The 25856-nt window shown below is 30.6% G+C and carries 19 protein-coding genes; 5 read left to right on the forward strand and 14 right to left on the reverse strand.

Features of this window, described 5'->3' with window-relative positions; all coding sequences use genetic code 11:
- Positions 1 to 37: 37 nt before the first annotated feature.
- Both KPL51_RS07830 and KPL51_RS07835 read right to left on the reverse strand, forming a co-directional pair.
- Positions 38 to 2935 carry an AAA family ATPase gene (locus tag KPL51_RS07830; protein WP_216159186.1) on the reverse strand — a complete coding sequence of 966 codons (2898 nt, stop codon included), beginning with the start codon at positions 2933 to 2935 and terminating at the stop codon, positions 38 to 40.
- 11 nt (positions 2936 to 2946) lie between these two features.
- Positions 2947 to 4293, reverse strand: a complete 1347-nt coding sequence (locus tag KPL51_RS07835; protein WP_216159188.1) for a metallophosphoesterase family protein — start codon at positions 4291 to 4293, stop codon at positions 2947 to 2949.
- Between the two features lie 266 nt (positions 4294 to 4559).
- Here KPL51_RS07835 and ltaE point away from each other — a divergent pair, with 266 nt between their 5' ends.
- Positions 4560 to 5597, forward strand: coding sequence for a low-specificity L-threonine aldolase (ltaE, locus tag KPL51_RS07840; protein WP_216159190.1), 1038 nt, complete (start codon positions 4560 to 4562; stop codon positions 5595 to 5597).
- A gap of 624 nt (positions 5598 to 6221) precedes the next feature.
- Here the strand turns inward: ltaE and KPL51_RS07845 are convergent.
- The 3 genes from KPL51_RS07845 to KPL51_RS07855 all read right to left on the reverse strand — a co-directional run bounded on the left by KPL51_RS07845 (position 6222) and on the right by KPL51_RS07855 (position 10839).
- Positions 6222 to 6806, reverse strand: coding sequence for a GerMN domain-containing protein (locus KPL51_RS07845; RefSeq protein ID WP_216159193.1), 585 nt, complete (start codon positions 6804 to 6806; stop codon positions 6222 to 6224).
- A 758-nt stretch (positions 6807 to 7564) separates the two neighbouring features.
- Entirely contained in the window at positions 7565 to 8311 is a 747-nt protein-coding gene (locus KPL51_RS07850; RefSeq protein ID WP_216159195.1) for a SprT-like domain-containing protein, read from the reverse strand.
- A gap of 203 nt (positions 8312 to 8514) precedes the next feature.
- Positions 8515 to 10839 (reverse strand): VIT and vWA domain-containing protein, encoded by a 2325-nt coding sequence (locus KPL51_RS07855; RefSeq protein WP_216159197.1) that lies wholly within the window; start codon positions 10837 to 10839, stop codon positions 8515 to 8517.
- Positions 10840 to 11146: 307 nt separating this feature from the next.
- On the opposite strand from KPL51_RS07855, the gene KPL51_RS07860 reads away from it, so the two are divergent.
- The gene (locus KPL51_RS07860) at positions 11147 to 12376 is read left to right on the forward strand and encodes a 6-phosphofructokinase (protein ID WP_216159199.1); all 1230 of its coding nucleotides are present in this window, start codon (positions 11147 to 11149) and stop codon (positions 12374 to 12376) included.
- Positions 12377 to 12615: 239 nt separating this feature from the next.
- Here the strand turns inward: KPL51_RS07860 and KPL51_RS07865 are convergent, their stop codons facing one another.
- The 5 genes from KPL51_RS07865 to KPL51_RS07885 form a co-directional block, all read right to left on the reverse strand.
- Positions 12616 to 13254, reverse strand: a complete 639-nt coding sequence (locus tag KPL51_RS07865) for a hypothetical protein (RefSeq protein ID WP_216159201.1) — start codon at positions 13252 to 13254, stop codon at positions 12616 to 12618.
- A 177-nt stretch (positions 13255 to 13431) separates the two neighbouring features.
- Positions 13432 to 14208, reverse strand: a complete 777-nt coding sequence (locus KPL51_RS07870; protein ID WP_216159203.1) for a prepilin peptidase — start codon at positions 14206 to 14208, stop codon at positions 13432 to 13434.
- A gap of 256 nt (positions 14209 to 14464) precedes the next feature.
- Positions 14465 to 14911 carry a prepilin-type N-terminal cleavage/methylation domain-containing protein gene (locus KPL51_RS23985; protein WP_216159205.1) on the reverse strand — a complete coding sequence of 149 codons (447 nt, stop codon included), beginning with the start codon at positions 14909 to 14911 and terminating at the stop codon, positions 14465 to 14467.
- 276 nt (positions 14912 to 15187) lie between these two features.
- The gene (gene ade, locus KPL51_RS07880; protein ID WP_224853975.1) at positions 15188 to 16915 is read right to left on the reverse strand and encodes an adenine deaminase; all 1728 of its coding nucleotides are present in this window, start codon (positions 16913 to 16915) and stop codon (positions 15188 to 15190) included.
- Positions 16916 to 17037: 122 nt separating this feature from the next.
- Positions 17038 to 17712 (reverse strand): ribonuclease H-like domain-containing protein, encoded by a 675-nt coding sequence (locus KPL51_RS07885; protein WP_216159207.1) that lies wholly within the window; start codon positions 17710 to 17712, stop codon positions 17038 to 17040.
- 235 nt (positions 17713 to 17947) lie between these two features.
- On the opposite strand from KPL51_RS07885, the gene KPL51_RS07890 reads away from it, so the two are divergent.
- The 3 genes from KPL51_RS07890 (at position 17948) to KPL51_RS07900 (ending at position 20265) form a co-directional block, all read left to right on the forward strand.
- Positions 17948 to 18172 (forward strand): FeoA family protein, encoded by a 225-nt coding sequence (locus tag KPL51_RS07890; RefSeq protein ID WP_216159346.1) that lies wholly within the window; start codon positions 17948 to 17950, stop codon positions 18170 to 18172.
- 124 nt (positions 18173 to 18296) lie between these two features.
- Positions 18297 to 20060: a ferrous iron transport protein B gene (gene feoB / locus KPL51_RS07895; RefSeq protein WP_216159209.1), complete on the forward strand. Its 1764-nt coding sequence runs from the start codon at positions 18297 to 18299 to the stop codon at positions 20058 to 20060.
- A gap of 40 nt (positions 20061 to 20100) precedes the next feature.
- Positions 20101 to 20265, forward strand: a complete 165-nt coding sequence (locus tag KPL51_RS07900; RefSeq protein WP_216159211.1) for a FeoB-associated Cys-rich membrane protein — start codon at positions 20101 to 20103, stop codon at positions 20263 to 20265.
- 104 nt (positions 20266 to 20369) lie between these two features.
- On the opposite strand, the gene KPL51_RS07905 is transcribed toward KPL51_RS07900, so the two are convergent.
- The 4 genes from KPL51_RS07905 to KPL51_RS07920 all read right to left on the reverse strand — a co-directional run bounded on the left by KPL51_RS07905 (position 20370) and on the right by KPL51_RS07920 (position 25854).
- Positions 20370 to 21068, reverse strand: a complete 699-nt coding sequence (locus KPL51_RS07905) for a ribonuclease H-like domain-containing protein (RefSeq protein WP_216159212.1) — start codon at positions 21066 to 21068, stop codon at positions 20370 to 20372.
- A 207-nt stretch (positions 21069 to 21275) separates the two neighbouring features.
- On the reverse strand, positions 21276 to 22985 hold the full coding sequence (gene argS, locus KPL51_RS07910) for an arginine--tRNA ligase (protein WP_216159214.1): 1710 nt from the start codon (positions 22983 to 22985) through the stop codon (positions 21276 to 21278).
- Between the two features lie 422 nt (positions 22986 to 23407).
- On the reverse strand, positions 23408 to 25465 hold the full coding sequence (locus tag KPL51_RS07915) for a thioredoxin domain-containing protein (protein ID WP_216159216.1): 2058 nt from the start codon (positions 25463 to 25465) through the stop codon (positions 23408 to 23410).
- Between the two features lie 173 nt (positions 25466 to 25638).
- Positions 25639 to 25854 carry a PF20097 family protein gene (locus tag KPL51_RS07920; protein WP_216159218.1) on the reverse strand — a complete coding sequence of 72 codons (216 nt, stop codon included), beginning with the start codon at positions 25852 to 25854 and terminating at the stop codon, positions 25639 to 25641.
- Positions 25855 to 25856 lie beyond the last annotated feature (2 nt).

The following is a 25856-nucleotide window of genomic DNA, read 5'->3' on the forward strand; positions in this document are numbered from 1 at the left end:
ATCTGTGCACTTAGGCACACGAAAATTCAAATGTGACTTATAGTGTTTTTAAATATTCGCTTAATTCTTCCCCTTTGGATTTTGTAAATTTACCCTTTTCCAATTTGAAATATTGTACCTGCGCACATTGCTCCCTTATTAGTTCTACTAAGGTGGAATGGCAGGTAAGCACAAATATCTGATGAGTCTTTGCCAGTTTTACTAAGGCCTTAACTGTGTTTTTGGTATGTGCTATATCAAAGTTAACAAAAGAATCATCAAGTATCACAGGCAAACTTGGCATAATTTCTTTTATTCTACTTATACGCACTGCCAAGAATAATTGTTCCTTAGTGCCCCTACTTAATTGTTTAGAACTTTCCACAATGCTTTCATCTTGCAGCATCGTTTTAAAGTCTCCTTGCATTATATTCTCCATGGGCATAATATCTTTATATTCCCCAGAGGTTATTTCACTTAAAATCTCACTGGCGTCTTTTAATAATTTATCCTTAGTATTCACTAAAAATCTTTCTCTAATTTTTTCTAAGAATAAGGCTGCTGTATTATAAACAGCATATCTTTCCGCAAGGGGTCTTAACTGAGTTCTTGCTTCTTTAATACTTTTATCATACTCTAAAATCTTTTCATCGGAATTTAAGGCTCGCAATTCATCTTTAATGGTTTGTTTTTTATTCTTTAATGTTTCTATGTCCTCTACTAATGATTTAATTTCAGTATTCAAAAGTTCATAATCATAATGAAGTTCATCCATACCCGGATGCTCTTTATATAAGTCTTCCAATATTTTTAATAGCTTTTCATCTTCATTCTCAATCTTTAAATTTTTATCCTCTACAAATTCAATTTTGTCATTATACAATATGTTTTTTATGCGCTGGCTTTTTACTCCTTGTAATAACTTATCTTTAATAATTTTTAAATCCTTCTGCAGATTTGTATATTTTATATACTTATCACCCTTACATATATAATTTTCTAAGGATATGATTACATTTTCATAGTGATTTTCCTGTGGACTATTTCCTTTTGATTGACTTTCCTCTAAGAAGTAATATATTTCCTGCTGTAATATATTTAATTTTAAAAAGCTCTTCTCAGTCTTCTCTACCAGTATGGAGTGCTTATGTAACTCCTCTACTTTTAACAGTATAGTGCTACAAATATTCCCAATATTATCTATATTTATTCCTTTAAAATCCAATCCATTAAAGCTTTTGGTATTAAAGTTAGTAAATTTATTAATCACCACAATAATTCTATTCACTGTTTCACTAAGGGCAACAAATTCACTGTTTAGTTTTTTCTCTAATAAATTATATCCAGATATTTCATCCTTTAAAAAAGCAGCTGTCTTAAAACATTCTTTAATGTCTCCTTCTGAAACTCTCACATCAAGCTTTAGAATATCCCTATACTCATCCATTATGTTATTCATTTCTATATGTTCTTCATCAAGAATTTTTAGTTCTCCGTAGGTTTTACTAAAACCCACTTCTATTTTATCAATTCCGTATTTAGTTTCTTCATTTCTTTTTAGTATTAGTTTACTATTAGAGTGATTTACAAACAAATATAGAGCTGTGCCTATTGCTCCTATTATTATTATTGAACAGCCTAGTAATTTATCTATAAAAAACAATATAAGTCCTAAAATCATAAAAAACAGTGTTAAATAAAAATATTTTTTAGTATATGCTTCTGGATTATAGGGTCCAATTTGTTTTTCTAAAATTTCCTTTTGAATTTTAAAATCTTCTATCTTTTTATTGCACTCCACTCTTTCCACTACTATTTTTCTAAATTTTTCAATATGACCATTTAAAATAGCCCCTTGAACCTCATCACAATTAATCTCTTGTACAAGGTCAAAGCTATTCCAGTTAATGTTTGCCTTTTTAATCTTATCCATTAAGGTTTGCATTTTTTCATAATATTCATTTTTTATAATAAGTAGATTTCTACTTCTTTCTTTAATTCCTGATAACCCATTATAAAAATTATTAATTGGTATCTTATTTTCAAGTAGCAACTCCTTAATACTGGCATCATCATAAATTTCTCTTTCAAATTCATTGTTGTCATTATTATATTGTTCTAGGTCTTTAATATATTGAGCTTTTAGGGCCTTAGCTTTTTCTATATTATATTCCTTTATATCCTCTATGCTAAAAGTGTAGCTTAGAAGATCGTTTTCCAATTTTATTTTACTCTCATTAAGCTGATAATTATGCTTTAACATATCTAATATAGTCATATTACCATTACTGTTTTGAAGCTGTTTCTCCTTTGAACTTATAACACCTAAAAGCTTAGATGCAATATTTTTCTTTTGCACAAAAGTATCTAATAGCAAAATCGATTTTTTCCTTCCCTCCACACCCTTTTTAATGTTTTCTGTATAAGGCTTAAACATTTTAGTAGATGGGTTTCCCCGAGTACCACCAATCATATTGGCTTTATCTCTTAATTCTTTAGCTACAGAGGGTATTTTTATAATATGCTTAAATCCTGCTCCTAGAAGCATGGACTGTAAATTACTATCTTCTTTATCCGAACTCTTATTAAGCTCATCAAGACTTATGGTAAATAATTCTCTGTAGGTTGTCTTATCTATAGTATATAAGTTTTTATTTACCATATTGTCTTTGCAATTTTTATAAACTATCTCTGGATTACTAAATCCCTTTAACAATACATTTACTTCATTACCCTTCTCTAGTTCCAAATCACATCTGACATCATATTGGAATTTAGCTGGTGGTAAATTGTTATTTTGAGAAAACCCATAAGGTATATTTCTAAGTATTTGCATTAAGCTTGTTTTACCAGACCTATTTGCTCCACCAACAACTATTATTCTTCCCTCTAAGTTTTCCAGCATTTCGCCTTGAAATACTCCAAAATCCCTAATATCCAGCTGTGTTATTTGCAAATTCTCACCCCCTAAACTATTTCTAGTGCTTCTACTAATTTTTCAATAACTATCTGCCTAGCTTGCAGTATGATATCTTCTGTAATTTCTTCATCATAATCAAATTTGTCTTCATCTATATTTTCCGTGTAAATTTGCTGCTTCCAAATAGAACCCCAGTTTTTTTGGAGTTGCACTTTACTTTCTCCCTCCAACCGATATAAATTAATTACCTCCTCTAAATCACGGAAGATAGAGTTTTGTACTTTAAGGCTTTCAAAATCTCTCATGATAGATGTTGTCCTAAATATTATAGAATCAACCCATATAAAATACTTTTCTGAGGAAAGTTCTTCATTTATATCATCTATGAATTGTTTATAATCATCTTCCCTCATGTGAGTTATTTTATCCTGTAACTCTGTCCTTCCTTTTATTATTAATTGCACAATATGGCCTTTAAATACATGGGACAAATCATCCATTGAATTCACAAAGCCAATAGAAATTTCAGGTGTATTGTATATAAGCTCCCTTGTTTTTTCTAGAATTACCACCATTAAATCACTAAAATTTTCTGTCTTATTGTCTTCATTTATTTCTATTTCTAACCTCTTATATATGATAGTTGATATAGGCAAGATTTCCATACTGACAATTTCTTTCTTGCGTACCTCAACTAAGAAAATTCCGCCTTGTCCCAGTTCTCCCATATCTCGCCCTTGAGGAATTCCTGGAAAAGCTACAATAGGTTTTGCACCACTTAAAATATTGGTTCTATGAATATGTCCCAGTGCCCAATAATCTATATTAGGTACCTTTATAAGCCCATCCAAGGTACAAGGAATATAATTTTTATTATCCCCCTCCATTGCAGTATGTAGCATGCCAATATTAAAAACATCATTATCCAATAAATAATTCTCATAAATTTTTTCTCTTTCTTTTCTACTCTTATAAGATTTTCCAATAATTCTCGCTATAAGTTCCCCTGCTTTGTATACCTGAAATGTTTCTACATTATCAGAACTTAATATATGAACATTACGTGGCATGTCAAACAATTCACGTTTTTCATCTGTAGCATCATGATTACCATAAATAACATATACACTTATATTTCTTTCATTTAGTGTTAAACATTGATTAACAAAAAATCTATTTCCTTTTACAGACCTTAAATAGCTATCATATACGTCTCCACAAATCAAAACAAAATCCACTTTATATAAAACAGCAACTTTACATACTCTCTCAAAAGCATTATAAACAGCATCTTTACACAAGTCTTGTATTTCTTCCCTGGGCTGCCCATTTATATTAAGAAAGGACCCCAAATGCAAGTCTGCAGTATGAATAAATCGAAATGTTCCGCTCATTACTTTTCCACCACCTAATTTATTTGCGATGCTAATATATATATATTTTACCATAAAAAACAAAAATATATATCACCCAACTTATTCGAAAGTTCATAATTTTTTAATATTAATTTTATATATCACACATCGTGAAAACGTTTTACGTTATAATAGTATTTATAATAATAATAATAATAATAATAATAATAATAATAATAATAATGGGGAATAACAATTAAAAATTATTATATCCTCTAGTGAATTGTTAGGGAGGTAAATATAAAATGAAATTTATAGATTTAAGAAGCGATACAGTAACGGAGCCTACCCAAAATATGAGACAAGCTATGTTTACAGCAGAGGTTGGAGATGATGTTTATGGTGATGATCCAACAGTAAAAATATTAGAAAAATATGCTGCCAAACTTGCATGCAAACAAGCCGCACTATTTGTACCAAGTGGTACTTTTGGAAATCAACTAGCTATTTTTACCCATTGTACTAGAGGTAATGAAGTTATTCTTGGTGATGATTGCCACATAGTAATCCATGAAGTTGGTGCCTCATCAATAATTGCTGGAGTTCAGCTTAGAACTTTAATTAGCAATAAAGGAGAGCTCGACCCTACCCAAATCGGATCTAGAATTAGAAAAGAAAATGAGGATATCCATTATCCTAGTACAGGTCTTATCTGTGTAGAAAATGCACATTCTTGTGGAAGAGTGATACCACTAAGTACAATGGAAAAAATTTACACATTAGCAAAGAACCATGATGTACCAGTTCACTTAGATGGAGCAAGGCTTTTTAATGCAGCTGCCTACTTAGATGTGGATGCCAGTGAAATCACTAAATATTGTGACTCTGTCATGTTTTGTCTATCTAAAGGTCTTTGTGCACCTATTGGTTCAATGCTTGCTGGAGATAGAAAATTTATTGATAAAGCAAGGAAGAAAAGGAAGGTTTTAGGTGGAGGTTTAAGACAGGTGGGTATTTTAGCTGCAGCAGGACTTGTAGCCTTGCGTGAAATGATTCCTCAACTAAAAGTAGATCACGAAAATGCTATATTACTTGGAGAAGAATTGACAAAGATACCAGGCATAGTAGTAAATAAAGAAGATACACATATTAATATGGTATTCTTTAATATGCATGGCACTGGCTTAAATAGCGATAAATTAGTAGAGAAATTCTATGCTAAAGGAATCAAAATTAATGGTGAAGAGGATGGATTAATGCGCTTTGTTACTCACAATTGGGTTTCAAAAGAAGATATTAAGTTTGTTGTAGACTCTATAAAAGAGATTCTTTTAATCAATTAATTTACAATTTTTTCTTATATCATTATTATCTGTTTTAGTATAATAAATTAAAAAAAGCATACAATAATGTTAATAGATGATTCAAAGTGGTTGAGCCAAGAGTGCTCCTAGACTTAAAATAGTTTTAGAGTATTCGGCCAAAGGTGTATACGAGATCTACTAAGGTTTTTTATATGCCGGAGGGAAGATTATTATGGGTTCTTAACAGCTGTATATGTGCCCAACTGTATGTATATGGTTCTCCCGGATGTGTAATAGTCGAGCTAAGATGATATAGGTTGCCGCAGGTTTTATTAATATATAACTAGGGGTTATTCTTGGTCGAGAGATTATTATTAGCTCCCAAGGTGTTCTATATGGTCGAGTAAAGATATATATATGTGCTGTAATGCTCCATTGTTGTCGAAAGATTGCATATGGGTATGTAGGGATGTGTATAGGTTGTAGCGTAGATTGCTTTGGGTTGTCAAATAAATTCCTAGGGTTAAGAGGCATATTTCAAATTTCTGCCTTTTAAAATTAGACATATGGAAATAAATAACCAGTCAAAGATGCTAGCATCTTTGACTGGTTATTTGTTTTGAGATTCTTATGTTTTAAATATGACATTATGTCCTATAAGTATTATTTCTTTAATATCTCTGTATTTTCACCCATAGGTTGACTAGTATCCAAATGACCTGCAATAGACTCAACTTTTTTTCCTTCAATTAAAAATTGAACCTTTGTTATTCCTAGATCCTTATATGAAACCAATGTATTTACAATTGAATATAAAGCCATTTGTTCTCCAGTAGATCCACTTATTTTTTCACTTACGTTACCTTTAAAATCAACATAAGCTATATTTTCCTTAACCGCCACATCTAATATTACTACGCCTTCAGGTATTGTTGCAGTTAACTTTTCTGTGCCACTTGGACCTTTAACTAATTCCGCTACAATAGACTTTGCTGTAGGCTTCTCTAAATTTCTTTTCTCCCCTACTAAGTACATAGCTTGGTCGTCACTAAAATATAATACAACTTGACTACTTTTTATTTCTTCAGTTTTTACTTCTGTTGTTGGTTCTACTTTATTTGCTGCTACTGTTTCCTCTTTAACTACACTTTTTGAAGTCTCTTCTTTTTTTTCCTCGGCTTTTCCACAAGCAACCAATGAAACCATTAATACACTACATAATATTACTGAAAAAATTTTTTTCATCATTGTCACCGTCCTAATAAAATATTATATTATAATTAATAAAATTCGAAGACAAATAATACATCTCTGATTTTATTATAAATAATATGTAAATTATATCATATTTTATTCCCTTATGTGGAAATGTTTATTAAAATTTTTTTTTACATTTTATAATATGAAATTTTCAAAATTTTTATTGATTTTTGAATAATTAAAAATATATTAGGTAATAATATTTACCAGAGGGTTTAGATTGGTTGAGCCAAGAGTGTTACGAGGTTATTTAAATAGCTTTTTAATATTCGGCCAAAGGTGTATCCTAGGTCGCAAGGCTTGGTATGTGCTGGAGGGAAGATTCTTATATGTCTTGAAAAGGTTGTATATTTGCATAACTGTGTATATATGAGCTTAATAGATGTGTATTGGTCGAGCTAAGACTAGATTATGTGCCGCAGGCTCCAGTTGTAGTGTATAACATTATGTTTGCGTTATACTTTAATAATTAAACTATACTGATAAGAGTTAGGGATTGTACATAGTCGAAAGATTATTTATGTTCTCCAAGGTACGTCTTTTAATCGAGCAAAGATGTATGTATGTTGTGTAATGCTTATATATAGTCGAAAGATTATCCTTAGGTGTGTAGGGATGTGCATAGGTTGTAGTGTAAACTGTTCTGAGCTTTCAATATATCCTAGGATGAGGCAGGTTTTAGCTAAACCTGCCTTTAGCATTTATTTAGACAAAACAAACCACTAGTGTTTATATACCATTTTGTATCATACTAATTGATCAAATTGCACATACCATTTTGCATACTTGTTTCCATCCCCATCTCTATAAGTCCCCTTGTTATCATTTACCATAACTGTCGCTCTTTTGTTTACTCTATAAAGAAAACCACTATATTTTTTATTTCCCTTAATAAAACTCACCTCTTGTCCTATTGTTAATCCATACTTCTTTGATATTATCTCCTTTGTACTTGGCAAATGGTGATGTACCTCTGTATGAGCAAATATATTATTAACCATAATTTTAAACCTGAGCCTTTTACAGCTAGATTCACCATAAATATGAAACTCTATTAAATGACATAATTCATGCTCAAAAACTATTTGAAGTGCCTCTAAGGAATCCACTGTATTTATACCAGATACTATTTTATCTCTATCAATCAAATCATACTGAAAAAAGAATTTTATCCCTATCCTTATTTCATAAACTTCTATTACCGCCTCTGATGGTTTTGATTTTCTAGTATACATAGTTTTTCCTGCTGCGTTTGTCATTCTAGTTGATAATGAAAAAGTTAAGTTTCTCTTCAAATTTTCACTAAAATAATATTGGAAAAATTCTTCATCATATAACTTAAATAAAATCTCCAAATCCACTTTTGACATGCATTGTATCTTTCCCGTGTTCACATTTAAAGATTTAGTTATAAATTTAGCTCTCACATTATTTCTTTTTCGAATTACTTCTTCCTCACTATATTTTAAATCTTTTATATTTCCCCTTATCATTATCCATACTTCCTTATGCCTCGGCACTATTAAAAATAAATACTACTTATTTTAAAATCACCTTATTTTAACTAATAATTTCTAAATATAATATACCATTCTTATAAAATAATAACTACCCATCCATTATAAATACACAGATAAAAATCCCACATGTAAAATATGTGGAATTTTAAAACTCTCTCTAAGAATTTAAATAAATTTTATAGTGTTTTTAAAATAGCATTATGGATTATAAAATTCAGAGTATCTTTAGGCTCATTAAAACTTTCTCTTAACCTCTGTATAAATTTATTCTGAATTTCACTTAAATCAACATCCTTCAATTGATGTTTTGTCTTGATTTCATCAATTGTTTTCTCAATATTTTCTTTGTAAAATAAGAGTACTATATCTTTTTTAATAGATAATTCAAAAACTAATAATAATTTCATATACTCATCTTTATTTAGCTCTAAACCATTATTTTTTAAAGCTCTAGATAAAAACTCTAAAGATTTATTTAATTGATTTGTATACATTTTAATATCTTCATTGCCTAGAATAAAGGCTAGCATTGCTTTTGTAGTATACTTTATATTTGATTCAAGGCTGTCTTCCACATTAATACCAAAAGCTCCACTAGCAAATTGATTAGATGCTAAGACTTTTAATAACTGATTTCTTTTATAATCAGAATATTTATTATTATCTTCTTTTACTATTGATAAATCCTTATAATAAAACGCTGTTGATTCAGATTCACTATCTAAACTTTCATAGGAAAGCTCTAAGCTTTTCGTGGTTTTAACAGGTAAAATTTCTCTTATTCTTATGCCTAAGATTGGGTCTTCCATTTCTTCATAAAGAATAAATGATGTTTCTTTACAAATTATTCCTACCTTTTTAGAAATTTCAACAATCTTATTATACATTGCCTCTTGAAGTTCGCCTCGTTCATATTTAACTCTATGTTGAAGGGATTCTATACGTTTTTTATACCATATTTTTTCAATCAAATTAACATTTTCTTCTAATTCAAGGTCATTGAGAGTAATTATTCTTTGAATTCTATCCTTTCCCACTTTTCCTTTTAATATTATAACTCCGCCCACTTCTCCATTAATTTTAGCAAAAACTGAAAATGGTTCTTTGTCATACATGTATTTTATAGTTCTTGGGAATGTTGTTTCCACATTCATTTTACCCCAATCAATTTCAATATCAGTAATTTGAGGATTTTTTATTCTATTAAATTGTTTAAGCACAATATCTTCAATTCTCTCACCTGGGTAAATAACCTCTGCTGCTCCATAAGAAATACGAGCTAATTTATTTATAAAATAACTATTTACTGAAGTATCTATACCAAAAGGGAAAATTCTACTTTCTTTAATATTATCGTCTACAAAATCAAGAATTTCTTTTTCATTTTCCACCAAATCATCTGTGAACAAGAATATTATATTTTCTTCTTTTTCACTTTTCCCCAGTAGCGCAAACTTAATTGCATCAAAAATCACTGCATTTTTTTCTGCTTTAAGTTCTTCGATCCATTTACTAGCACTACTTAGATTCTCTTCATTAAAATCAACTTTTGTCTCTTTAGAAAAATAATGAAGTTTATCTCCAAAAGCTGAAATATTAAAGGTATCTCCTAAGGACAAGTTTCTCAAACATAGCTGCAGTGCGTTTTTGCCCTCTATTAATTTATTACCGTCCATTGATCGTGATACATCTAAAAGGAATATATAATTTGCACCAGTAGATTTTTGCTCTATTTCAATTTCTGGTATAAATCTCAAATATAAAATTCCTTTATCATCCCTAGGATAGTCATAAATCATTCCCGTAGTTTCTATTTTTTCTAGTTCTTCTAGTGTAATTTCCAAATCTTTATCCATTTTTTGATTGTTTCCATCTAATGTCACTTTATATAAATTATTTTCTTCATATTCCACCTTTATTTTATGAGAAGGGCACTTAAATTCTAATTTTGTTAGTGATTCAACGAGTAGCCTTAAAGTAAATTTGTAATTATTATCTTTAGGGATATTTCTCTCTTTACTAGATAGTAATTTATTGTTCTTAGAAAGATTTATTGGAGCTATTATTGTTGGAATAATTAATTTTAAGTTTCTATTTTCATAACTAAGTTCTTCTATATAAGACACTTTTATTTTTACGACTTCATTAGGAATTATCTTGCCAATAACTATTCTAAATATATTATCACTGAATTCTTCCATGAGAAAAGTATTATTATCCTTTTGGTTAAAATTTTCATATATCTTATTTGCCTCATCTTTATCTTGTATTAGCCCCTTTATAGTTCTCCCACCAAGTACTGCTTCAAAACCAGATATAACTGCTCTCTCTGGTATTGGGAAAGTATAAATTGCTTCTACATCATTTGTTCCTTTATTCTCATATACGTGGTCAATAGTGTATTCAGCAAATTCCCCACATAAATTTCCTCTTATATTAACTTCCTTTAAAACTATATTGTTTTTGGATTCTTTTCCATGGTTTGTTTTATTAATTACCATTGTACCCCTCCTGATTTTATATTTTAAAGACTTAACAGAATCTTTAAAATATTATACATATATTTTATCATTAATATTAAAATTAGTCTTTGAATTTTTAAACAATTTTATTATAAATATATATATACTATTTTATGCAAATTCTAATAGTTATATGTGACAGGCACTATAGTAAAGAAATTTTCAACTGATTTAATTTAAAATTCAATTCTACCTTGAGTAACTTAAATTTATACCTTATAATTAATTAGTAGATTCTATGAATTGTAATCACAATAATATTCCGATTGAAAGGGGAAATTCTTAAATGAAAAATTGTATAGTAGCGCAATCAGGAGGTCCAACTTCTGTAATTAATGCTAGTGCTATGGGAGTTCTAGAGGAAAACAATAGCTCTCACTATTATGATAATGTTTATGCTGGCATAAATGGCATACAAGGTATTTTAAATAACCACATTGTAAACCTATCCACCCTACCCTATGATGAGGTTAAAGGATTAAAATATACCCCTTCATCTGGCCTAGGTTCTTGCAGATATAAACTTAAGTCCTATGATAAAAGTCCTGAAGAGTACCTAAAACTTTTTGAATTATTAGAGGAACACGAAATAAAAACCTTCTTCTATATCGGAGGTAACGATTCACAAGATACTGTACATAAATTTAGTATCTACGCAAGAGAGCATAATAAGGATGTTAAATTTATTGGCATTCCTAAAACTATAGATAATGACCTGCCAATTATGGATCATACCCCTGGCTTTGGAAGTGCAGCCAAACTAATTGCTACTTCTGTTCTTGAAAACTTCCTAGATGCAAGTGTGTATCCTGCAAAAGGAGTATTTATACTTGAAACTATGGGACGAGATACTGGTTGGCTAGCTGCTAGTGCTTGCGTTGCAACTATTAACGGTATTCCTGCTGCTGATTTCATATATCTTCCTGAAGTTGCTTTTAGTGCAGAGAAATTCTTGAAAGATGTAAGTAAAAAACTTACTGAAAAAAATCATGTTTTCGTAGTAGTATCTGAGGGCATAAGAACTAAAGAAGGCAAATTTATAGGTGAGGCTTCTTCCACTGGACTTGATAAATTTGGTCATGCTCAATTAGGTGGTGTTTGTGCCTTTCTTAAAAATTTAATTTTAGAAACCAATACGGCTGAAAAGGTTAGAGTTTTAGAGCTTTCTACAATTCAGCGTTGTTCAATGCACTGTGCCTCACAAACAGATATCGATGAAGCCTTTGAAGTAGGAAAAGCTGCCGTTTCTTATTCTATTGAAGGAATAAGCGGTAACATGATAGGTATAAGAAGACTTTCAAACTCGCCATATACCTCTGAGCCTTTTGCACTTGAAACCTCAAAGGTTGCTAATAACATTAAATACTTCCCACTTGAATGGATTAATAAAGAGGGAAATAATGTTACCAGAGAAGCCTATGAATACACCTTACCATTAATAATGGGGGAACCAAAAATTTCTATAGAAAATGGTCTTCCAAAATACACATTTTTAGAACAAGCCTTTAATAAATAAAAACAAGGCACTAAAAAAAGTATATATTACGCGTATTGCAATACGATTAATGCATTATACGTAATATATTCTTTTTTTTACACATAAAAACATTTGTTAGCAAATAAAAATTTCCAAATGTTATATAAACTCTCATCTATAAAAAAGTTATCCACATTATTTTCCGCAAGCTGTTTACTATAAAATAAAAAAAGTCCTACGAAAAAAATCTCATAGAACTTTTCTGAACATATCACATACTAAAATAGTGGATTTTCGTTACCATATTTAAAATAAATTAATGAATTCAAAAACCTTTGGTATTTATTGATTTCAGAGCTAACTTCTCTTCCTCTGAAAACTACCATTGAAATAACTTCCCATAAAAATACCCATCCACCAATATTAAATCCCTGTTGTATTGTTCCTAAAATTATATTGTCACCAACTATTGTAGTCAAAAAAACAGATACTGCCAGCAGGCTAAGTGATGTGAGTAAATATTGAAACAGTTTACGATAATTATTATTTAAAACTTTGATTTCTTGATGTAAATAAAAAGAATAATAGGTTTTTATACCTGCAATTAGCAATTCTTCTCTGTTTACGTCTTTTTCCTCTTTTGGTAAGTAAAAGCATATATCTACTCCATGTTTAGCGGGAATCTCTTCAAAACAGTTTTCAAGAAAATTTGCCAAATCCGGATCCATGTCTCTTTTTTTAAAAGGAGCATGATCCCAATCATTAAATATGTCATTATACTTGTCTAAAGCTACTTGTATAACGTAATTTCCTGTACTAGAATTTTTCTCGTAAATTTTTTGAAGATAATCATTTTTTTTAGCCTTCATGGTTTTTTCCTTCCATTTACTATTCATGTTCTGCAATACATTTTGCATATTATCAACCCTTCATAACAATACAGTTATGTCTCATTATACACCGACTCCTGACAATAGCCAAATAGGACCATTCCAGATAGCTTACGGATTATTGAAACTATTCAAGTTATGCTCACGTTTCCGTTAAAGTCCTTATGTTTAGACCTATATATATTTCATAAAAATTTATACTGCTTAGTTCAATGTATTTAAGTACCAATTTAAAATTCTATCGCCCCAAATCATCATTAATAGTGATGACATTATTATAGATGGGCCAAAAGGCATTTCGGACCTACCATTTTTCTTTCTAAACATTAATAAATAAACACCAATAATTCCGCCAATTATAAAAGAAAAGAACAGCATCAAGAGTGTTAATTTAAAACCTAGAAACAGACCACAAAGTCCACAAATCTCTGCATCACCCCAGCCCATACCCTCGGTTCCAATAATAAGTTTTGATAATAAAATGATTGTGGCTATAGTACCTGCACCTAATAGTGCGCCATAAATATATGTAGCAATTGGTTCTCCCAGGTAAAAATATGCTCCTAGTAAAATAATACCTGCAGCTATTGCAAGCCAAGTAGTTGCAGTATATACTTCCATAGTATCATAATCTATCATAGCTATAACAATTAAAAAGGGTATAAATATTAAATACTTTAAGAGATAAATACTCATCCCATATTGAAAATAGGTTAATAAAAAAAGTATAGCCGTAACTGATTCTACCAATGCATACCTAATAGATATCTTTTCCTTACAGTTTCTGCATTTACCTCTTAAAAAAATCCAGCTAATTACTGGTATAAGATCATAAAACTTAATATCATTTCCACAAGAAGTACAATGAGAGGCTGGATATGCTATACTTTCTCCTCTTGGAATTCTGTAAATACATACATTTAAAAAGCTTCCTATTAATAGTCCTAAAATAAAAATAGTTATTGGGAAAATGCTTTTCATTGAAACACCTCATCTAATATTATTTAGTCTAATTATGCAGGGTATTTTGGATAGAAACATTAATGGTGTGCGAATATACCTGCTAAACTAACCATTATTATTTTATAACTATTTTAAGCTTAGCACAACATTATTTTGCATAAATCGTTATAATTTTACATCTTAAAATAATGTTTAGTATTGTTTTATAATAATGAAATAATTTAATGTCCAAAGTCGTAAAACTTTGGACAGGTCAATCTGACACAAAATAAGTTTAATTAGTTACTGGTGCTACTGGTGCTACTGGTGCTACTGGTGGTGTAGGATAAACCAATGGTGTTGTTGTTGGATACAATGTAAAAGTACCAGCCGGATTAGTGCTAAGAACTGTAACCACAACATTGTCACTAGCATCGATTTGAACTTTGAATACACCATCCTTAACAGCCTTAGTAACAGGTACTGTTTGAAGATAACCCTTTATATCGTCACCTAAAACAGCTGCCGATGTATAGGCGCTTTTAGTAATTTTTTCTTGAGCAATAAGTGCTACCGTTGCATCAGCAATAACCTTTGCACTAGCAATATCAGCTTTTATTTTAGCATCCTTTTGAATCTCTCCATACTTAGGTACTGCAATAGCAGCCAATACTGCAATAATTGAAATTACAATTATAAGCTCAATCAGGGTAAATCCTTTTTTCTTTTTAACATTTTTCATAGTTCATAATTCCTCCTGCTCTTTTGTTTTTTTTATTTAAACTTCTTTTGGAAGCTAATAACATTTTCATAAATTGAGTTCCACAGTTCAAAATTTTAGGTAAATATTACTTCCACTAAGAATATTGCCAGAAGAATTAGAAGATATACCATTAAATTTCCAAATTTTAAAAAAATTTTATATTGTTAATAAAAATTATTGTTGAGCAAAAAAAACAAATAGTCCTCTCCAAATAAAATGGATTAGACTATCTATTTTTGAATTTAATAATATCAGCTATTCTTTCAAATTTATATTTTTTTCGTTATTTGACATAAGTTCTATAAAAGCGAATTTTTTATAATGAAACAATCCTCTAGTAGTGATTTTAACTTCAGGTATTACTGGAAGTGCCATAAAAGATAAACTTATAAAAGGATCATATTCATCCCGTACTCCAAAACTTCTAGCCATTCTATTGAGCCTCTTCAGGTTTTCTGCCACCATATAAGGGGATTCAAAAGTCATTATTCCTGCAATCGGCAAATTTAATTGAGCAATCACCTTTCCCTCTGACACCATAGCTATACCACCACCAGTAGAGACAAGAGTATTAACTGCCACCTCCATATCCTTATCATTGTCCCCTACCACAATAATATTATGAGAATCATGAGCTATAGTTTGTGCAATAGCGCAATGTTTTAAGCCTAATCCTTCTATAAAACCAACAAAGTGCTTACCTGTATTATGATGTCTTTCAAAAACTGCTACTTTTAATATATCTTTTTCAATAGTTTTCTTTATATATCCAAGTTCATTTTCTACTTTTCTCTGCACTAGCTTAGTTTCCAGGGAATTTGGGATTAATTTTATAACATTTATATTTTCAGTCCCACTTTGGACTTTGAAAATTTCACTGTTTACGAAATCCATATGCATAGAAGAATTTATTTTTAAGTTTAAATATTTTTTACTTTGTAATTCTGTATACTCTTTACCATTTTTTATAATTTTCTTTATGTTTAAGCCTTTTAAATCTTCAAATAGCACTAAATCTGCTTTATACCCTGGTGCTATTGCTCCTCTATCCTTTAAATCATAACACTGAGCTGCATTAAATGAGGCCATTATATATGCTTTTATAGGATTAAGCCCCTGTTTTATAGAAATTCTAATACAATTATCTATAGAACCAACTTCTAATAAATCGTCTATATGCCTATCATCTGTGCAAAATAAAAATCTTCCAAAATTATGATTGTTAACAGCCGGAAGTATGTCCTTTAAATTTCTTGCCGCAGAGCCTTCCCTTAGCATAATATACATCCCCCTACTAACTTTAAGTGTGGCATCCTTAACATTAGTACTTTCATGATCTGTTCTTACACCGCAACTTAAGTATGCGTTTAATTCTCTCTGCGTAATGATAGGACAGTGTCCATCGATATGTTTATACCTAGCTATATCTATTTTTTTTAATATATTTTCGTCTGCATTTATAACTGCAGGAACATTCATTACTTCCCCAAGACCCAATACCCTATTATTATTTATTAATTTTACCAAATCTTCAGCATTAAGAACACAAGCACTATCCTCAACCTGTGTGGCGGGAACACAAGAAGGTAGCATAAAAAAGATATCTATAGGTGCAGGCTCACTATTTTTTAGCATAAATTCAATACCATTAGTTCCTTCTACATTAGCTATTTCATGCGGATCCGCTATTACTGTAGTTACCCCTTTTTTAATTACAACCCTTGCAAACTGCTCTGGCATAATCATGGAAGATTCTATGTGCACATGAGCATCAATAAAGCCCGGTGTCACATATAAATCTGTACAATCAATTTCTTCTTCACCCTTGTATTCACCAATCCCTACGATAGTATCACCTACTATAGCAATATCCCCTCGATCTATAGATGCAGTAAATACATTAATAAAATTTGCATTTTTCAAAACCAAGTCTGCTTTCATCCTTAGCATTGCCGCATCGATGTTTCTCTTAACTTTCTCCACAAGCTTTCCCCCCTTCAATATTTTTTCACACACCTTCTATTAAATTATTACTGAAAGGGTCACAGTATGCCTCATTGCTATGTTAAGTATTTATTTTCTTTGAGAATAAAAAAACACAGCTACTACTGTGCTGTGATTTCTTCTTTTTTTAGCTCTATTCTATTATACCAATCTATATATATATAAAATAAACTAACAACATCCTGCTGGTTATATAACAGTATTTTATCTTTTTTTTCTTGTGGCATTCTGTTTATATAATCATCATCTTTTACGATTTTTCCAAAGGTTTTAGCTAAATTAGAGCCACTAATTAATTCACTTTCCCGATCAATATCGAATATTTTTTCCAGAGCCTTAAGCCCAATACAACTTCCTTCAGCTTTTTCATAACATTTTTGTAAATCTATTTCTCCAAAATAACCTTCTAATATGAAATCCGTTTTATGTGCTTTTAACAAATAGTTTATCACTGTAAAATCATTGTTTCCAGAAAACGTAACTATGTATTTTTTATTATACTTAATTTTCATTTCTTCAAAATAATTTTTAGCTAAGGATAATATTTCTATAGCATCTTTTTTATTTTCTGCCATATACTGAGTAACCTTTAGTTCATTTGTAATTTCATCATAAACACAACATCCAAAAACCCCAATACATATAGGCTTCTTATAAATGTAATGTTCTAAATCAAAAAACAATGCATCTTTAAATAGTTGTTTATTTCCGTCTATGGTAAGGGACCCTTCTGTGCAAATTTCTCCCACCTTAACACTACTAAGTTTTGTAATCACAATATCACTCTTTTCTACTAAGTTTACTAACTTCAATACCAAGTTATTAGAGAACAAAACCGTAAATTTGCATATTTCTAATTTAAAACTCTGCTCTACTTATATGTTATCACAATTCTACTATTATTTGAAAGTATTTTAAAAAATTTTATATATTCCATGTTATTTTATTGACACTAATAGAGAATGATGTTAAAATGATATTGAGAATTATTTTCAATAAGGGGTGATTGATATAAGCATATATGATTTAAAACCAGGAGATACAGCACTAATTCATTCAGTTTGCGGTAATGAAAAGTTTGCTAAAAGATTATTAGCTTTAGGTTGCATAGAAGGTACTGAAGTGACTTTAAAAGCCACAGCACCTCTAGGAGATCCTATAATTATAAATTTACGTGGTTTCAATTTAGCCATCAGAAAAAATGATGCTAAAAATATAAATGTAAAAATGGCATAGTCACTATGCTCAATACCACTATTAGAATAAAATAATAGGTAAATTATCTTGAACTAAATAATGGGACAAACCACATACAATTAACGACTAAAATCAGACAAGCGACATAGTAAGGAGGATTCGAATGATCACTGCTGCACTATTAGGTAATCCTAATGTTGGTAAAACGACACTATATAATGCACTTACAGGTTCTAACCAATACGTAGGTAATTGGGCGGGAGTAACAGTAGAAAAAAAAGAAGGCTTCATTGATAATAAAATTAAAATTGTTGACTTACCCGGTATTTATGCCATGGATACTTATTCAAATGAAGAAAAAGTTTCCAAGGAATTTTTAGAGACTGGTAATGTTGATGTAATTATAAATATTGTTGATGCGTCAAGTCTTGATAGGAATTTATATCTTACCACGCAATTAAAGCAATTTAATAAACCAATAATTTTAGTATTAAATATGGTAGATGTTGCAATAGCTAAGGGATTCGATATTAATTATGATCTTTTATCTCAAAAACTAGGGGTAAGAGTAATACCTATAGTAGCTTCAAAGGGCAAAGGAATTTCGCAAGTAAGAGATTGTCTCCTTAAGGAAGATTATATTTCCACAACTTCAAATAGTCTAAAATTTAAAGATGAAAAAGAAACTTATGCCTATATTGAAGTTTTACTAAAATCAATTACGAATAAGAATCACGGTGATAAAGTTTCTGCCTCAGAAAAAATAGATAAAATTGTGCTTAATAGAATAATAGCTTATCCATTATTTTTCGGAAGTTTATTTTTAATTTTTATGTTTACTTTCAGTTGGGTTGGAAAACCTTTAGCTGATTTACTAGATAGTTTGCTAAATGATTTCTTTGTTCCATTTTTAAGTAACGCACTTGCGAGCAACAGTCCTTGGTTTTCTTCTTTATTAATCGATGGTATCATTGGCGGAGTTGGTTCCGTAATAGTATTCTTACCAGTCATATTGGCATTATTTCTAGGTATTTCTTTTTTAGAAGACAGTGGTTACATGGCAAGAGCTGCCTTTATAATGGATAAGCTAATGAGAAAAATGGGCTTATCAGGTAAAGCTTTTATTCCTTTGATTGTTGGCTTTGGTTGTTCTGTACCAGCTATAATGTCTGCTAGAACTTTAGAGAGTGAAAAAGACAGAAGATTAACTGCACTTTTAGTACCACTTATGTCTTGTAATGCTAGGCTTCCGGTTTATGCCTTGTTTGCCTCAGTATTCTTTCCAGGAAAAGAAACCCTCATGGTATTTTCATTATACTTAATGGGTATTAGTATAGCATTCGGAATTGGCATTCTCTTCAAAAATACAATGTTCAAAAAAGATGAGGAACCTTTTATTATAGAATTACCCGAATATAAATTTCCAGAGCCAAAAGCTTTAATATTACACACATGGGAAAAAGGTAAAGGCTTCTTAAAGAAAGCTGGTACTATAATCTTTTCAATTTCCGTAATCGTATGGTTTTTATCAAATTTTAATAGTACTGGAATGGTTGATATAAACGTTAGTTTTCTAGCTGTTATTGGGAGATTTATAAACCCAATATTTATTCCACTTGGATTTGCCTCATGGCAAAATTCAATATCACTCTTAACTGGTCTTATGGCTAAAGAAGTAGTTGTAGGTACCATGGGTGTTATATATGGTGGTAATTTAACGCATATCTTACCTTCTTATTTTTCTCCATTATCCGCTTATAGTTTCTTAACTTTTGTATTACTTTACACTCCTTGTGTATCGGTAATAGCAACTATGAAAAAGGAATATGGAAGTAAAATGGCAATTTTTTCTGTAGCCTACCAATTAATACTCGCTTGGGTAGTTTCCTTCATAATATTTAATGTAGGTAGTCTAATAATAGGATAATTAAAACATATTAGTATAAAATATAAAGAGGTGATTGCCAGTGGAATTTATTATTGTCGGTGCGATTGTTATTGCAGCTGGATATATATTGTATTCAAATATAAAAAAACAAGCAAAAGGTGACTGTGGTTGTGGAAACGGATGCAAAGGTTGTACTCATGCTTGTGAAACAAAATCATCTATTAATAAGGATGATAAAATTTAATAATAAAAAACAGTCCCATGGCACATTATTTATGTACCATGGGACTGTTTTTTATAGCTATTCAGTTCTTTATTTACTTATATAACTACTATGCTTTACAATAGCTATCTAGTCAATATTTTTAATGGCTGATTAGTGTGTACATTATTATTCAAAAGGGACATTTGTTTTTTAGCTATCTTTTCTTTCCTTTTTAAATCCAAATCATTTTCAATAATGTTAATTACCTTGAAAATTTTAGGCAAGTTTAGGACATCTTCATAATTGTGAAGCATGAGAATTTGCTTTAATTTATCATCGTGTTTTACTAAATATTCATTGTATATTTCAACACTTTTGGCTCCACTTATTTCATCTCGCCTTTTAATACCAGTAAACTTCTCTACACATTTTAAACTACAATTCTTCATTCCCATCTTTTTATGAAATGGTCTTATAATTCTAAACAAATCAACATGTTCACTAGGAAGTCTAAATCCAAGATTATATCTATTCATCTTTCTAATTACGAAAGGCTCATCAAATGCTGTACCATTATAAGAACACCATTTTTTAAAATTTTTCATAGATTTCTTAAGTTCTTTCAAAATGCACTCTTCTTCGCTAGGCGATTCCGCAAAATATTGAACAACTTTAAATTGATCTTCTTTTAAGTAATATCCCAAGGATATTAACACTATCTTATCCCGCTCCATATCAAACCCTGTAGCTTCAATATCTAAGTACGCAATAGTGTCCATCTTATATTTCTTAAAAATCTCTCTAGGCAAAATAACTTCATTTTCATATTCTTTGATAAACATAGTTCCCCCTAATCTATAAAAAAAGAAAAGTATATTACAACAAATGTATTTCAATTTGCTCAGTAATTTTATTTAAATTTCACATTTTTCTATATTATAATAATACATTAAAAACAATGTTATTGCAAATCACTTTGAAAACGTACAAATAAACAATAATACCTCATAATATTATTGTTTATTTTATTTGTGACTAACCTCTTTATTTTACATTCTATCTACAACTTCTAGACCTATAAGGTTTAAAGCATTCTTAATTACTTGGCAAGTAGCTTCAACCATTTTTATTTTTGCATTTTTATTAGATTCATCTTCTAAATTAGCTATATTATGCTGATTATAGAATTTATTAAAAGCCTTAGCTACCTCAATAACGTATCTTGTAACCATAGATGGTTCTAATTTATCAATGGCATACATAATTGAGTTTTGGAACCCTTCTAGCTGCTTTACTAGCTCAAATTCTTCTTTAGAATCTAATTTATTGTAATCAAGCTCTACATTTGATTGAACTCCCTTATTATTCTCTTCAACTTTTCTTAATATACTCTTTGCTCTTGCATAAGTATATTGAACATAAGGACCTGTTTCTCCCTCAAAACTAAGCATTTCTTCCCAATTAAACACAATATCTCTTTCTCTATGATTTTTTAAATAAGTAAATATAATTGCTCCTATTCCCACTTTTTTAGCTACATCTTCTTTATTCTCCAGTTCAGGATTTTTTTCATTTATTATTTCAAGAGTTTTCGCCACCGCTTCACTTAATAACTCATCTAAGAAAATAACATCACCTTTTCTTGTAGATAATTTTTTATCTGCAAATCTTACTGTACCAAAAGGTACATGCACGCAATCATCTGCCCACTTATTGCCCATTAGTTTTAGGGTAGTAAATACTTGCTTAAAATGAAGAGCTTGATCTTTTCCAACTACGTAAATGTTTTTATAAAAATCATAAGTCTTCTTTCTATAAGTTGCTGCAGCTAAATCACGAGTTGCATAAATTGTAGCTCCATCTGATTTTTTAATTATGCAAGGTGGTATGTTGTACTCATCTAGCATTACAACCTTAGCTCCATTGCTTTCTACAAGTAAGCCCTTTGCATCTATATCTTCAATCACATCTTTCATTTTGTCACAATAAAAACTTTCGCCCGCATAAGAATCAAATTTAACATTTAGTGTTTCATAAAGCTTCTTAAACTCCACTAGGCTTAAGTCTCTAAATTTAGTCCAAAGTGCAACTTCCTCTGCGCAGCCGTCTTCTAGTCTTTTGAAATACATTTTTGCTTCTTCATTGAGTGCTGGGTCAATTTCAGCCTCTTCATGGAATTTAACATAAATTCTTAATAATTCTTTAATAGGATCTTTTAATAGGGTTTCCTCATCTACCCAGTTTTTATAAGCATAGATAAGCTTACCAAATTGTGTTCCCCAATCACCAAGATGATTGATGCCAGTACAATTGTATCCTTCAAAAGAAAGTATCTTATATAAAGAGCTACCGATAACTGTAGTGAAAAGATGTCCTACATGAAATGGCTTTGCTATATTAGGTGATGAATACTCTACTACTATATTCTTACCTTCACCCATTTTAGAAGAACCATAGTTGTCTCCATCTTTTAATATCTTTTCTACAGTATTTTTAATAAATACTCCTTTGTCTAAAAAGAAGTTTACGTAAGGACCGTAACATTCTATTTTCTCAAAACCTTCGTTCTCAATTTTTTCTTTTAAGTCATTAGCTATTGCATTAGGTGCTTTTTTCATGATTTTTGCTAATTGAAAACAAGGAAAAGCGAATTCTCCCATTTCAGGTCTTGGTGGTATTTCTATTAAATTCTCTATTGTTTCTATATCTAAATCCACCAATTGTTTAATTCTTTGTGCCACTATTTTTTTATAATCCATAAAAAATCCCTCCTATATACGTTTGAGGTACATAACTATTATCAATTGTTATGCCTCCTATACATTTTAATATAACAAAAAACCCATCTCTAAATAAAGAGACGGGTTATATTTCCGCGGTACCACTCTAGTTGACTATAAAGTCCACTCAATATTTTAACGCTATTAGCGGCATACCCTATAAGAGTCAAAAGTCGTCTCTTCTAACTAGTTCAAGCAGCTTCTCCAAGGTTCTTTTCCTAAAATTAATGAATTAATTTCGTCAAATAGTTACCCATTTAACTTCATATCCCTTACAAGGCTTACACCATCCCCTTGCTCGCTTTAAGAATAATAAGAAAGTACTGTCCTCTTCACAGAATTTATTTATTATATATTTACTTTATAATACACTATATTATATTACCATTAATGTATTGTTGTCAACTAATATTCTGTGAAAATTTTTGTAAATCAATAATGGGCTCTTTACAATTAAAATTCTCACAAATATAAGCAGTAGTTTTCCCCTGCAAGGGTTTATGTGTTTTTATTTCAGAATTTATAGAATTTAAACTTTCATCACCAGTATTTAACACTACTGTAGCAAAAGGTAGGTAAGTGCTATTAATTTCTTTAATCATAGCTTTAGTTTCTTCATCTTCCTCTTGTCCGGAAATTATAATGTCCTTACCTGGTACCATACTATATAATAGTGCAGTCATAAAATAAGCATGAGCACTTTCAATAGTTTTAACCTTTGAAGCAAAAACTTCAAATTGACCATATGCCTCTTTTTCTAATTCACTATTAGCAGTTAATCTAGCAAGTCTTAACATATTCAAAGTAGCCACTGAGTTACCTGAAGGCACTGCACCATCGTATATATCTTTAGGCCTCACTATTAGCTTCTCTCCATCAATTCCATATAAAAACAATCCACCTTGATCTTCATCTTTAAACAGCTTAAGCATATCTTCATTAAGTTCTAATGCTTTACTTAAATATTTTACATTAAAAGTTGTTTCATATAGTTCAATTAGAGCATGAACTGTAAACGCATAATCCTCTAAATAACCTAAGTGTGCTATTTCACCTTCCCTGTATCTGGCCATCAATCTTCCTTTTTCATTAATCATGTTACTTAAGATAAAATCCATAGCCTTTTCTGCCTGCTGAATATAGCTACTATTATCAAAAATCCTTCCTCCATAAGCGAGTGCCGCAATCATAAGTCCATTCCATGAGGTTAATACCTTATCATCCTTGTAAGGGTGAATTCTTCGCTCTCTATACTCAAAAAGTCTTTGTCTCATTTTTTCTAGTTTTTCTTGCAAATCTTCATTTTTAGAACTACTATCCATACCTATTAGATTGGGGATATTCCTACCTTCAAAATTTCCTTTTCCAGTTATGTTGTAATGCTCACAATAGGTTTTATAAAATTGTTCACCTAAAACTAAGGCCACTTCTTTTAATGTTAGCAAATAAAATTTACCTTCTTCACCTTCACTATCTGCATCTTCCGCGGAATAAAAAGCTCCTTCTGGTGAGGTCATATCCCTTGCTATATAAGTAAATATTTTCTCAGCAACTTCTTTGTAGAATACATTGCCTGTAGCTTCAAATGCCTCCACATATACAGCAGATAAAAGTGCATTATCATATAACATTTTCTCAAAGTGAGGTACTAACCATTTCTCATCTGTGGAGTACCTTGAAAAACCAAAGCCAATATGATCAAAAATCCCACCCGCGTGCATTGCTTCCAGTGTTTTTTCTACTATTTCTAAGGCTTTAGGCTCTTTATAGTTTTTCCAATATCTTAATAAAAATTTCAAATTATGTGGTGAAGGAAATTTTGGAGAAGAACCAAACCCTCCGTAATTCATATCGAATACACTTTTGAAGCTATTATATGCATTATGTATCTCTTCTTCACCCATTTGCTCCCTATTAACCCTAGTATTCATTCCTTTTATATGCTCTACTATTGTTTCACTAGATTTTACAATATCCTCTCTTTTATCATTCCACTGCTCTGCAATAGAATTTAGCACATCCATTATCCCTGGCATTCCATATTTACTTTCTACAGGGAAATATGTACCTGCATAGAATGGTTGTTTATCTGGGGTCATAAAAATCGTTAAGGGCCATCCGCCACTTCCTGTTAAGGCTTGGCATACCGTCATATAAATACTATCTATATCTGGCCGTTCTTCACGATCCACCTTTATAGCAACAAAATACTTGTTTAAAATAGCTGCTACAGCTTCATTTTCAAAGGATTCCTTCTCCATGACATGACACCAATGGCACGTAGAATAGCCGATTGAAAGGAATATTGGCTTATCTTCTGCTTTTGCCTGTGCAAAGGCTTCTTCTCCCCAAGGATTCCAATTTACTGGGTTATATGCATGTTGCAGAAGGTATGGACTCTTTTCATTAATTAGTTTGTTTGGTATTCTGTTTTGATTAATAGTATCGAATTTAGTCATAGCTACAACAACTCCTATCAAATATGTATTAATGGTATTATACCCAAGGTGACTGTTTTAAGTCCTTTAAGCACAGAAAATAAAGACGTAACATAACCTTATTACTTCTTCATATGTGCCATAAATTTGTAAATGGGATGCTACATCATATAAGATGATTGCGAAACTTATGCTTATAATTTGCAGTCGTATAAATCAATAATTATTTTATGACACTTTGTACACCTAAAACACTTAACTATTCTACTGCAACTTAACACTTCCCCACCGAAAACAGTGTATTTCTCTTTTAGCCCCGCATTTGCGTCGTGCCATTTAAATGAGTACCTTCCACCATCAATAAAGCCTACTTTCATCTTTTCTTTGCAGTATGGACATTCCAACTTCATTA

It is taken from the genome of Clostridium bowmanii, assembly GCF_018861315.1.
Taxonomy (GTDB): Bacteria; Bacillota; Clostridia; order Clostridiales; family Clostridiaceae; genus Clostridium_AD; species Clostridium_AD bowmanii.

Coding starts and splice junctions, on each gene's coding strand:
- argS (WP_216159214.1), bottom strand. CDS start 22,985: ATGGATTATAAAAAAATAGTGGCACAAAGAATTAAACAATTGGTGGAT.
- KPL51_RS23985 (WP_216159205.1), bottom strand. CDS start 14,911: ATGAAAAATGTTAAAAAGAAAAAAGGATTTACCCTGATTGAGCTTATA.
- KPL51_RS07915 (WP_216159216.1), bottom strand. CDS start 25,465: ATGACTAAATTCGATACTATTAATCAAAACAGAATACCAAACAAACTA.
- feoB (WP_216159209.1), top strand. CDS start 18,297: ATGATCACTGCTGCACTATTAGGTAATCCTAATGTTGGTAAAACGACA.
- KPL51_RS07845 (WP_216159193.1), bottom strand. CDS start 6,806: ATGATGAAAAAAATTTTTTCAGTAATATTATGTAGTGTATTAATGGTT.
- KPL51_RS07835 (WP_216159188.1), bottom strand. CDS start 4,293: ATGAGCGGAACATTTCGATTTATTCATACTGCAGACTTGCATTTGGGG.
- KPL51_RS07865 (WP_216159201.1), bottom strand. CDS start 13,254: ATGCAAAATGTATTGCAGAACATGAATAGTAAATGGAAGGAAAAAACC.
- KPL51_RS07855 (WP_216159197.1), bottom strand. CDS start 10,839: ATGGTAATTAATAAAACAAACCATGGAAAAGAATCCAAAAACAATATA.
- KPL51_RS07870 (WP_216159203.1), bottom strand. CDS start 14,208: ATGAAAAGCATTTTCCCAATAACTATTTTTATTTTAGGACTATTAATA.
- KPL51_RS07850 (WP_216159195.1), bottom strand. CDS start 8,311: ATGATAAGGGGAAATATAAAAGATTTAAAATATAGTGAGGAAGAAGTA.
- KPL51_RS07860 (WP_216159199.1), top strand. CDS start 11,147: ATGAAAAATTGTATAGTAGCGCAATCAGGAGGTCCAACTTCTGTAATT.
- KPL51_RS07920 (WP_216159218.1), bottom strand. CDS start 25,854: ATGAAGTTGGAATGTCCATACTGCAAAGAAAAGATGAAAGTAGGCTTT.
- KPL51_RS07905 (WP_216159212.1), bottom strand. CDS start 21,068: ATGTTTATCAAAGAATATGAAAATGAAGTTATTTTGCCTAGAGAGATT.
- ltaE (WP_216159190.1), top strand. CDS start 4,560: ATGAAATTTATAGATTTAAGAAGCGATACAGTAACGGAGCCTACCCAA.